Genomic DNA, 11,080 nt, shown 5'->3' with positions numbered 1-11,080 from the left:
CCGCGACGCGCACGAGTGCCTGCGCGATCCCGCCTGGCCCATGCTGCACGCACAGCTGGTGGGCCGCCCCGCGGCCATCAGCACGGCGCGGATCGCCCGCGCGGCCGAGCTGGTCGCGCGCGTGCTGCGCACGCCGGTGCCGTCGGCCGGCGTGATGGTGCGGGTCAGTCCGGACGGACGGCTCGTCTGGCGGTCGGTGCGGTATCACGCAGGATGCCGGTGCCGCGACCTGTCGTCCCGATCTCCGCGAGAAAACGCGACGGAGCCCGCTCCCCCCGCCCCGCGCTCCGCGACCACGAGATCGACAGCGTACGCGCAGCCCGCGTGATCCCCACATACGCCAGGCGCCGCTCCTCATCGACCTGCTCGAAGGTCGACGCATACGAGATCGGCAGGGCACCCTCCGCCCAGCCGGCGAGCAGCACATGCGGCCACTCCAGGCCCTTCGCCGCGTGCAGCGTCGACAGCGTCACCGTGCGCAGGGTCGGCTCGTGCTGGTCCTTCGCCCGCGCCATCAACTCGTCGGCGAACACGCGCAGCGTCGTCCCCTCCGGCGCCTCTTCGGCCAGCCGCAGGATCGCGCGGCGTGCCTCCCACCCGTCGCGCTGCGCGCCGCCCGCGGCAGGCGGCTCCTCGGTCAGCCCCAGTCCGCGCAGCACGTCGCGCACCGCCGGCAGGAATCCGGCATCCGAAGGCGCCACCGCGGCGCCGCGCAGGGCGAGCACCGCCTGCCGCACCTCGGGCATGTCGAAGAACCGCTTTCCGCCGAGCACGCTGGTCGCGATGCCGCGGGCGGCGAGCGCCTGCTGCAGCACTGCCGACTGGGCGTGCGCACGGTAGAGGATCGCGATGTCGGCGGGTGAGACGCCGTCGGCGATGCGCGCGGCGACGGCCGCGGCGACGCCATCCGCCTCCTCGCGCTCGGTGTCGTAGGCGATCACGGCGGGCGCTTCGCCGCCGGTGGCGGCATCCGCCGGCACGAGCTCGAGCGCGCCGGGGCGGCCCTTCATCAGCGCGTTCGCCGCCGCGAGGATCGGCGCCCGGGAGCGGTAGTTCGTCTCGAGCCGCACCACCGTCGCGTCCGGATACCGCTTCTCGAACTCGAGCAGATGCCGCTGCTGCGCGCCCGCGAAGGAGTAGATGGTCTGGCTGGCGTCGCCGACGACGCAGATGTCGCGGCGGTCGCCGAGCCACAGCTCGATCAGCCGGTTCTGCAGCGGCGACACATCCTGGTACTCGTCGACGGTGAAGTGCCGGTACTGCTCGCGCACCGTCGCGGCGACGCGGTCCTCGGTCTCGAGCATGCCCGCGCAGGCGAGCAGCACGTCCTCGAAGTCCAGCTGGCGCCGGTCGTCCTTGAACGCCTCGTAACGGGCCTGCAGCTCGAGCAGCTGCTCGGGTCGGATGCCGCTGATCGGCCGCTCCTGCTGCGCGTACTGGTCGATCGAGAGCATCGACACCTTGCGCCACTCGATCTCGGAGGCGATGTCGCGCAGCGTCGACGTGCTGGGCCGGATGCCCATCGCGTCGGCCGCCTGACCCAGCATCCGCACCTTGTTGTCGATGATGCGGGGGGCGGTGTCGCCGGCGAGGGTCGGCCAGAAGTAATTCAGCTGGGCGAGGGCCGCGCTGTGGATCGTGCGTGCCGTGACGCCGCGGACGCCGAGTGCCCGCAGCCGGCCGCGCATCTCGCCTGCGGCCTTGGTCGTGAACGTGAGCGCGAGCACGCGGGCGGGCGTGTACGCGCCGGTGTCGACGCCGTGCGCGATGCGGTGCGTGATGACGCGGGTCTTGCCGGTGCCGGCACCGGCGAGCACGGCCACAGGGCCGCGCAGCACGGATGCCGCTTCGCGCTGGCGCTCATCGAGGGCGTCCAGCGCACTCACGCCGGTGTGCTCCCGTCCGACTGCATATCGGACACGCGGCGAGCGCCATCTTCGTACCAGTCGACGATGAGCCGCCGCGCGATCGACGCGGGTCCGGGCAGCCCGACCGGTCCGTCGCCTGCGAGGGATCGGCCGATCTCTTCGCGGGTCAGCCAGCGCACCTCGATGATCTCCTCCCCGTCCGGCTTCGTCTGCTCGTCGACGGCGACAGCACGGAATCCGAGCATGAGCGAGCGCGGGTAGGGCCAGGCCTGCGAGGACACGTAGCGCAGGTCTCGCAGCTGCACACCCGCCTCCTCGGCGATCTCGCGGTGCACAGTGTCCTCCAGCGACTCCCCCGCTTCGACGAAGCCCGCGAAGCAGGAGTGCATCCGTCCGCGCCAGTTCGCGTTGGCTCCGAGCAGCAGCCGTTCACCGTCGGGGCTCTCCACCGCGACGATCACCGCCGGGTCGGTGCGCGGGAAGTGGTCGCTGCTGCAGGTCGCGCAGCGCCGCGACCAGCCGGCCTGCTGCAGCTCGAGTGCCGTGCCGCACGACGGGCAGTGGCGCACGTCGACGAGCCAGGCGGCGAGTGCGATCGCGGTGACGAACAGGTCGGCGTCGTGCGCGTCGAGCCGACCGCCGGCATCCCGCAGGCCCAGCCAGGTCTCCTCGGGGGCGCTGTCGATGCTGTCGGTGACGGGCGGGACGGATGCCAGCAGCAGCGCCCTGCCGTCGTGGTCGCGTCCGAGCAGCGCCCAGTCGGCTTCGCCGACGCTGCCGGCGTCGGTGCGCACGACGGTGTCGTCCACGACCCGCAGCCGCCCTTCACGGACGACGACGACCCGGGTGCCCGGTTCCTTTCGCAGCCGGTCGATGACCTCCGGCTCGACGCGCAGCTCAGCCGCACGGTCGAGGATGTCCCGCTTCGCGGTCATGTGCTCCTCCTGCTCTCGCGCGGTGCGCTCGCCTCTCCACGGACTGCGCGCGGTGTTCCCTCTCGGCATCCGCACTCCGCGCAGCGCTCCCGTTCGGAGTGAGAGCCCCTCTGCCGCGGCACGGGCGTGGCGTGGGCGTCCCGACCGCGGTGCGCGCCTACCCTGGAGGACATGGCACGCTCACCTTTCACTCTAGTGGCGGCGGTCACGGCCGCACTGCCCGGGGCGGAGGTCGTCGGCGCCCGCGCCCTGACCTCGGACGGGGACGGCAGGTTCGATTCCGCGATCGCCACTCTCGCCGACGGGCGCGAGCTCGTCATCCGCGTCGCGGAGGACGATGTGGCGGCCCGGGAACTGGCCGAGGAGTCGCTAGCGCTGCGGGCCCTGACCGCCGGCGCGCGGGAGATGCTACCGTTCCAGGTTCCGACCTACCTCGGCGAAACCCGCGTCGGCGAGGCGCGTGCGCTGGTGGCCGATCTGCTGCCGGGGTTCCAGATCGACGCTGCGCACATCCCCGGTGGCCGCGGAGCGGCGCACTCGGTCGGAGCCGCCATCGCCGCGGTGCATGCACTGCCGGCATCCGTCGTGCGGGCGGCCGGGCTGACCGTGCGGGATGCCGCGGGCGTCCGCGCCGAGATCCAGCAGCTGATCGATCGCGCAGCGTCGACAGGGCGTGTGCCCGCGCGTCTGACGTCGCGCTGGCGGGATGCCGCCTCGGACGACGAGCTGTGGCATTTCGAGGCGACTGTCATCCTCGCGGGGATCCAGGCGCCGTCGTTCCTCTTCGAGGACGACCCCGACGAGGGTCCGCAGGTGACCGGCATGCTCGGCTGGCGCGGACTCACCGTCGGCGATCCGGCCGAGGATCTCGCCTGGCTCTCGGGCGCACCCGAAGCCGCCGATGACATCCACGGCGCCTACGTCGCGGCCTCTGGCCGCGCCACCGATGACGCGCTGCGGGTGCGCGCTCGCTTGCACGCCGAGCTGGAGTTCGCACGCTGGCTGGTGCACGGGCACGATCTGCGCCGCCCCGACATCGTCGACGATGCGGCGGCGCTGCTGGAGTCGCTCTCGGATGGACTGCGCAGCGATGATCTGCGTGTCGTGGCCGCCTACACGGGCGGTGTCGATTCCGCGCTCGACGTGCTCGATCGCACCCCCGACACGGTGCCGGCCGTCGCCGACACGTCGATGCAGACCGATGCGTACCGCCCCGAGGACCTCTGGCCGGGCGAAGACGAATCGGATGCCGAAGTCGGCGAGGCCGACGAGGCGACGACGGAGGCGGACGACGCCCCTTCGGTCGGGCACGATGCCCCACGCGAGGACGACGACTCGTCTTCCTCGCAGTGGGAGCAGCCCACGCAGGATCTCTCCGACATCGCCGGCGTGCGCGGATCGAACCACAGCGTGCCCCAGGCCGAGACAGGGACGGACGACGCCTCCGCGGCTCAGCCTTCGGACATCGACTCCGCCGAGGAGGCTCAGCGCGCCGCGCGCGCCGCGCTCCAGCGCTGGACCAACTCCGCCTCGGAGTAGACCCGGTCTCCGCGGATGACGAGGTCGTCCGCGACGTAGTACAGCGCGACGTCGATCTCGTCGAGCGGAACCCCGAACCGGCGGTGATACGCCAGGCGGTACAGCGCGAGCTGCAGCATCCGCTCTTCGCGCTCCTGGGCCGTGCGCGGTGCGCGTCCGGTCTTCCAGTCGACGATCTCGATGCGTCCGCCGCGATCGTCGCGGCGATACACGGCATCGAGTTTGCAGATGACGATGTGCCCGTCGGCGAACGCGAAGTCGATCTCGATCTCCACGGCGATCGGGCGCAGCGACGCCCATTCGCTCTGCTCGAACGTCTGCTGCAGCCTGTCGAGATCCGCCGCATCAGCCGCGGAGACGTCCGCGGATTCCGGCGCGTCGTCATCGATCTCCCACAGCCCCTCGTCGATGCGCGCACCGACGCCGACCTGCTCGCTGCGCCGTTCGACCCAGGCGTGGAACAGCGTACCCAGGCGGGTCTGCCGGTACGGTCGCTCCGGCATGGGGCGCACGATGCGGCCCAGTGTGCCATCGAAGTCGGTGATGTAGTCCTTGAACCGCGAGGCCGGCAACCGGGTCGGCGGTGCGGCGTCCACACCGCGCATCCGGGCCTCGCGCTCCGCCAGCAGGCGGCTGAGCTCGACACTCGGTTCGATGTCGTCGGCACGGTCGAGGGCGTCGCGCACGAATTCGGCGGCCGTCGTCACGACCGCGCGGCGCCCGCCCAGCGGGTCGAGCGGCCACTGGGTCGTCATCCCCGCCCCCGCATAGGGGTTGTCGTCGGTGTCCACCGTGCCGATCGGCTCGAGGCCGAGCACGTCTATGGCCTCGAGCAGATACGGGCTCGGCGTGCGGGGGCTCTTCTGCCCCGCCCAGTGCGCGCCCGTCAGCAGCAGGTCGGTGCGGGCGCGGGTGACCGCCACGTAGGCGAGCCGGCGCTCCTCCTGACGCTGATAGTCGCGGTACTCACCCTTGAAGACCGTGAGTGCTCCCGGCGCGGCCTTGCTCGAACTGGTCAGCGATGCGATGCCGGCCTTGACGCTCTTCACCGGCTCGGCCGGATCATACGGGGGCGGCGACCACGCGAAGACGGGCAGCGCATCGGCGTCGCCGCGCAGCGCGAACGGCAGCATCCCGAAACCGAACCAGCCAGACGTGTCGTTCACGCGGGAGGGCAGTTCGTCGTCGACCATGCGCACCACCGCGACCGCGTCCCACTCCAGGCCCTTCGAGCCGTGGATGGTGAGCAGCTGCACGACGCCGGGCTCGGGCGGCTCGGGGCGGGGCATGAGCTCGTCGGTGCTCTCGGCCTTGTCGAGCCAGGCGATCAGGCTGCCGATCGTGCCGCGCTGATCGGCCGAGAGAAAGGCACGCACCTCGTCGGCGAACGCGCGCAGCTGGGTGGCGGCCACGCGGGCCGGTCCGCGGGTCTCGTTGGTGGCCAACTCGATGTCCAGTCGCAGCTCGAGCTCGATCATGCGGATCAGCTCGGGAATCGGCTGGGTGGCCGCCCGGCGCAGCCGCTCGAGCATCTCGCCCGCGGCACGCAGGCGAGCCCGCCCCTCGGGCGTGATCCCCTCGAGCAGGCGGTAGTCGTCGCGCAGGCTGCGCACCACATCCACGGCGTCCACGATCGAGACCGCCTCGTCGGCCCCGCGGGAGGAGCGGATGCGGGCTCGCAGATCGTCGGGCAGCGGCAGCAGCGCGCTGTCTCGGCGGGAGAGCTCGGAGGCGAGGTCGTACAGCGCCGCCATGTCGGCCACCCCGATGCCGAATCGCGGCCCGACCAGCAGCCGGATGAGTGCGGACCCGGCGTTCGGGTCGTGAACGGCCCGCAGCACCGAGACGACGTCGACGACCTCGGGCGTGGCGAGCAGGCCGCCCAGTCCCAGGATGCGATGCGGGATGCCCTCGGCGGCGAGCGCCCCCGCGAAGGTCTGCATGTGCCGCTTGGAACGGAACAGGATCGCACCGGTGTGCGGCTTCTCGCCGGGGTCGGCCGACGCGGCGTGGACGGCGCGGCGCTCGGCGAACCAGCGCGCGACCTCCGCGGCCTCATCGTCGACGGTGAACGCGAAGCGCACGTCGACGACTCCCGCGCCGGCGCCGGGGCGCGGCTCGAGCGGGGGCACGTCCAGGCCGGGCCGCTGCAGCGGCTCGAGCACGCGGTTGGCGATGTCGAGGATGCTGCTGTCGTTGCGCCAGCTGGTCATCAGACTGTACGTCCGCGTCTGCTGCTCGCCGGCGAAGGAGCGCGAGAACGCGTACAGGTTGTCGGCGCTCGCGCCACGCCAGCCGTAGATGGACTGGTGCGGGTCGCCGACCGCCATGACGGCGGAGTCGCGGAACAGCTCGGCGAGGAACCGCGTCTGGATGACCGAGGTGTCCTGGTATTCGTCGAGCAGCACGACGCGGTGCTGCTCGCGCAGCTCTGCCCGCACGTCGGGTGCGGATTCGACGATGTCGTAGGCTCCGCTGACCTGGTCGGCGAAGTCCAGCACGCCCCTGCGCTGCTTCTCGGCGATGTACTCGCGCACCAGTGCGGCGAGGGTCGGCAGCGCGAGCAGGTTGGCCGCGGCCCTGTCGATCGTCTCGTTGCCGCTGCGGTAGAGGTCGAAGGACGCCGCCGTGTCGACCGCGATCCGACCGGCCCGGTCGAGGTCGGCGCGATGATCGAGCGCGTCGCCCGCCAGCCGCTGCACCGCGTCGACGACGGTGTTGACGGCGAAATCGATCTGCTCGAGCTCGGGCAGATCGGCGCGCAGCACCACCTCGCGGGCGAGCATCCACGACGCGGCCTGGCTCAGCATCGCCACATCGGCGTCACGGCCGATGCGCGCCGCGTGCTCGCGCACGATGGCGTCGGCGAACGCGTTGTAGGTCGACACCCGCGGCCGGATCATCAGATCCTCCGCGGTGCGCGGTGTGGCCGGATCCCATCCGGTGCGGTATCGCGCGGCGAGCTCGTCGAGCACATGTGAGCGCACCAGCTCGCGCTGCCGCCCGGGAACCGCGTCGTCGACACGGCGCAGATCGCCGGCGGCGACGATCTCGGGCAGATGACCGAGCAGACCCCGGCGGCCGTACTCGTCGATCACCGCAAGTCTGGCGCCGATGCGCTCGGCGAGCTCACCGGCGGCCTTGCGGGTGAATGTGAGCCCCAGGATCTCGTCGCGTCGCACGAGGTCGTTCGCGACGAGCCACACGACCCGGCCGGACATGGTCTCTGTCTTGCCGCTTCCGGCGCCGGCGACCACGAGCGCGGGCGCCGCGGGCGCCTCGATCACGCGCTGCTGCGCCGGCGTCGGGGTGGGCAGTCCGAGGGCTGCCGCGACGTCGGTGGCGGAGATGCGCGGCGGATGCGGCCAGCCGTTACCCGAGCCGGAGCCCGTTGCCTCGGCGCCGAAGGCGTCGCTGTCGGCACCGATGGCGTCGCTGCCGACGTCGGTCGCCGTCGAGGCGGCGGGCGTCATGCGCTCACCGCCGGGATCGCATGGATGCGGCAGTCCTTGACGCGTGCCTGGGTGTCGGCGCAGTGCGCCTCGACCTGGGCGGTGAAGCTGCCCGCCGACATGCCCCTGGCGGTATCGGCCACGCGCTGCAGGAACTGCGCCCTCGTCTCATCATCGAGGGTGTGCTGGTGCGCGACCCGGTAGTCGCTCTTGGCCAGGGTGTCGGCGAGCATGACCAGACGGGCACCCCCGAGCGCTGCGGGATCGGCACCGGCGACAAGCCCCTGCTGCACTGCGATCTGGTAGGCGGCGAGCTGCGCGTGCCCGGTCACCTTTCCGTCCGTCGCCGATTCCCTCGCCTCCTTCTTACCCGTCTTGAGGTCGATGACCACGACTCGCTCTCCACCTTCCATGGGCGCCCAGCCCCGCCCGCGGGCATCCTGATGCTCGCCCGCCCCAGCGGGGTAGACCTCGACCCGGTCGATGAATCCATGGATCACGGCCTGTCCCGGGGCTGCCCCCGCCTCCGGCGGCAGGGTCACGACCGCCGGCACCCCGTCGGCGGGTTCGCCTGCCACCTCGACGGCGAAGCGGAACTCCACCTCGCTCGCGACGACCCGGCCGCCGTCGCGCCGCACCTCGCCGAGGTAGCTGTGCAGCCGGTCGACGAACAGGTCGGCGCGGCGGCGCTCCTTGCGCCCGATCCACTCGGTCTCGAAGTCGAGCTCGGGCCAGTGCTCGGCGAGCACGGCCCGCAGCCGCTCCAGGTCGCCCTCGGGGCTCTTCTCCATCGCCTCGTGGATGATCGTGCCGATGCCCGCCGCCGGCGGAAGCACGCTGTCGCCGCCGAGCGCCGAGATCACCCAGCCCAGCCCGCACTCCTCGAACGTTTCCATCTTCGATGGCGACACCCGGGCGGCCTCGATCGCGAGGTCGCGCAGGGGTGTGTCGGTCGAGGGCGCCGCGATGCCGTACCACTGCTCGGGTGCCGCTCCGGGCACGCCCTCGCGGGCCAGCACCGCGAGTTGCGCCGCGGCGTGCCGCTTCGCGGTGTCGGGCGCGGTGGAGGTGAGCGTGCGCCGATGCCTGGCGACCAGACCGCGCAGGGTGAGCGGATGCTCGGCGGCAGGATGACGCTCGGGTGGCTCGGGCGGCGGCAGGAACGCGAAGAACGGGCTCGGGGTCAGGTCATCGTCGTCGACCGCGGTGACCAGCAGCCGGCTGCGCGCGCGGGACACCGCGCGCACGAACAGCCGCAACTCGTCGTGCAGGGCGCTGCGCCGTCGGTCGAGCATTCCCGGCGCCGGGATCTCGACGCCCGTGCGCTGCGCGATCAGGGCGTCCGCCAGCCGCCAGGTGTGCAGCATGCCGCCGCGCAGGCGCACGTTCGGCCAGACGCCGTCCTGCACGCCGGCGACCACCACGGCGTCGAACTGCGTGCCCAGCGCGGTCGCCGGGGTGAGCAGCGTCACCCGGCCCGGCCGGTCGGGAGTGGACAGCGTGTCCTCTGGAACCTCGCTGCCCAGGATGTCGCGCACGAAGCGCTCCGGCTTCTCCTGCGGTGTGCGCTCGACGAACCGCTTGGCCGCGTCGAACAGCGCCACGAGCGCATCGAGTGCCCGGGCGGTCTCCCCGCCAGTGGCCTGCAGCGCCGTCTCGCGCCACACCGTCTGCAGCAAGCGTCCGTCGACCGCCCTCGCAGCGTCCCACGCCCGCCAGAGCAGCTCGTGGATCGTCTCGCCGCTGTCGGCGGCGACGGTCATCTCGGCGAGGGTCTTCGCGAAGCGCGACGCGGCCCTGGCCTCCGGAGCGTCGATGAGCGCGAGCGGCAGCTGCTCGATCATGGCGCGCCGCAGCAGCTCACGGGCGGGTGTGGACCCCTCCTCGGCCAGCTCCTGGTGCCGCAGGCGCGCGCGCAGGCGGCGCAGTCCGATCGCATCCATGCCTCCGAACGGCGAGAGCATGGCCTCCTCGAGCCGCGCGGGAGTGCGGTCCTCGATCGGCAGCAGCGCCAGTTCCACTATGCCGACCAGATCGCGCACGACGCCCTCGTCGCCCAGTGGCCGCTGCACGCCGGCGGCCCTGGTCGGGATCTCGCGCGCCGCCAGCTCGGTCTCGAGCGTCGCGACCTGGCGGGTGTCGTGGGCGATCACCGCCATGTCCTGCCAGGCCACGCCGTGTGAGAGGTGCCAGTCGCGCAGCGTGCCCGCGATGCGATCGAGCTCCTCATACGGAGACGCGGCCACGAAGCTCGTCACGGCGGCATCAGCGGCATCAGCGGCATCCGCGGCATCCGCATCCTCCGCGTCCTGCGGCACGGGGGCGCGACGGTGCTCGACCCGGCCCGCGACGCCGATCGCCTGCGTGACCGTGCGGGTGAGCGCCGTCAGTGCGGCATCCTGCCGGTGCGGCGTCTCGAGCACCACCACGTCGCCGAGTTCGGTGGCCAGACGGGAGAACAGCTCGGGGCTCGCGCCCCGGAACGCGCCCGATGAGATGTCGGGGTCGCCGAACGCCATCACGGCCACTCCCCTGTCACGCAGTGCGAGTACGAGATCGACGCCACCGCGGGTGAGCTCCTGCGCGTCGTCGATCAGCACGGCCCTCAGCTGCGCGAGCGGCCCCAGCGTCGCGGCATCCGCGTGTCGCAGGATCGCGGTCGCCTCCGCCAGGAGGTCGGCCGCGTCGCGGTGTGCGACGCGCATGCCGTCGAGCACCTGACGGTACTGCTGCAGGAACTCTGCCGCTGCGGCCCAGGCGTCGTCGCCGCTGTCGCGCAGCTCGGCCGGTTCGGCGCCCAGCTCGGTGCACTCCGCGAGGAATGCCCGCAGTTCGGAACGGAACGCCTTGCTGCCGCGTGCGGGCGCACTCAGGGCGTCCGGCCAGTCGATGATGCCGTCCTCCACGTCGCCGGCGAGCAGCTCGGCGATGATGCGGTCCTGATCCGCACCCGTGAGCAGCGCGGGCGGGTCATCGCCCGCGCGCACCATCGCACCGCGCACGATCTGGAATGCGAAGGATCCGAGTGAGCGCGCCAGCGCCCCGGGTGTGGCCTGGTCGGTGCGCACGCCCACCCGGTCGCGCAGTGCGGTCGCGGCCTGGCGGCTCGGGGTGAGGATCAGCACCTCCTCCGGCCGCAGGCCGTCGGCGAGCAGGTGGACGACGCGGTCCACGAGCGCGGTGGTCTTGCCGGTGCCCGGCGCGCCGATGATGACCCCGGATGCCGTCGCGGCGGCGTGCACGACGGCGTGCTGTGCGGCATCCTCTGTCATGTCATCCACGGTAG

General features: G+C 72.4%; 5 protein-coding genes. 1 reads left to right on the top strand and 4 read right to left on the bottom strand.

The window, feature by feature from the left end:
- Positions 1-164: 164 nt before the first annotated feature.
- Both H7694_RS05060 and nudC read right to left on the bottom strand, forming a co-directional pair.
- Entirely contained in the window at positions 165-1,886 is a 1,722-nt protein-coding gene (locus H7694_RS05060; RefSeq protein WP_193598452.1) for an ATP-dependent helicase, read from the bottom strand.
- Positions 1,883-2,803, bottom strand: coding sequence for an NAD(+) diphosphatase (gene nudC, locus H7694_RS05055; protein ID WP_193598451.1), 921 nt, complete (start codon positions 2,801-2,803; stop codon positions 1,883-1,885). Before nudC ends, H7694_RS05060 begins: the two co-directional genes overlap by 4 nt.
- Positions 2,804-2,974: 171 nt before the next feature.
- On the opposite strand from nudC, the gene H7694_RS05050 reads away from it, so the two are divergent.
- The gene (locus H7694_RS05050) at positions 2,975-4,342 is read left to right on the top strand and encodes a phosphotransferase (RefSeq protein WP_193598450.1); all 1,368 of its coding nucleotides are present in this window, start codon (positions 2,975-2,977) and stop codon (positions 4,340-4,342) included.
- Here the strand turns inward: H7694_RS05050 and H7694_RS05045 are convergent.
- A complete protein-coding gene (locus H7694_RS05045) occupies positions 4,288-7,815 on the bottom strand; it encodes an ATP-dependent DNA helicase (RefSeq protein WP_193598449.1) in 3,528 nt (1,175 codons plus the stop codon). The two genes, H7694_RS05050 and H7694_RS05045, sit on opposite strands and share 55 nt — an antisense overlap.
- Positions 7,812-11,066 (bottom strand): ATP-dependent helicase, encoded by a 3,255-nt coding sequence (locus tag H7694_RS05040; protein WP_193598448.1) that lies wholly within the window; start codon positions 11,064-11,066, stop codon positions 7,812-7,814. The genes H7694_RS05045 and H7694_RS05040 overlap by 4 nt, the downstream gene beginning before the upstream one ends.
- Between the last annotated feature and the right edge of the window lie 14 nt (positions 11,067-11,080).

Source organism: Microbacterium sp. YJN-G, assembly GCF_015040615.1.
Classification (GTDB): domain Bacteria; phylum Actinomycetota; class Actinomycetes; order Actinomycetales; family Microbacteriaceae; genus Microbacterium.
Note: the sequence above shows the minus strand (reverse complement) of the source record. Positions and strands in the feature narration are given on the sequence as shown.

Excerpts from the sequence above, each read along its gene's own strand:
- nudC (WP_193598451.1), bottom strand. The coding sequence starts at position 2,803 with ATGACCGCGAAGCGGGACATCCTCGACCGTGCGGCTGAGCTGCGCGTC.
- H7694_RS05045 (WP_193598449.1), bottom strand. The coding sequence starts at position 7,815 with ATGACGCCCGCCGCCTCGACGGCGACCGACGTCGGCAGCGACGCCATC.
- H7694_RS05040 (WP_193598448.1), bottom strand. The coding sequence starts at position 11,066 with ATGACAGAGGATGCCGCACAGCACGCCGTCGTGCACGCCGCCGCGACG.
- H7694_RS05050 (WP_193598450.1), top strand. The coding sequence starts at position 2,975 with ATGGCACGCTCACCTTTCACTCTAGTGGCGGCGGTCACGGCCGCACTG.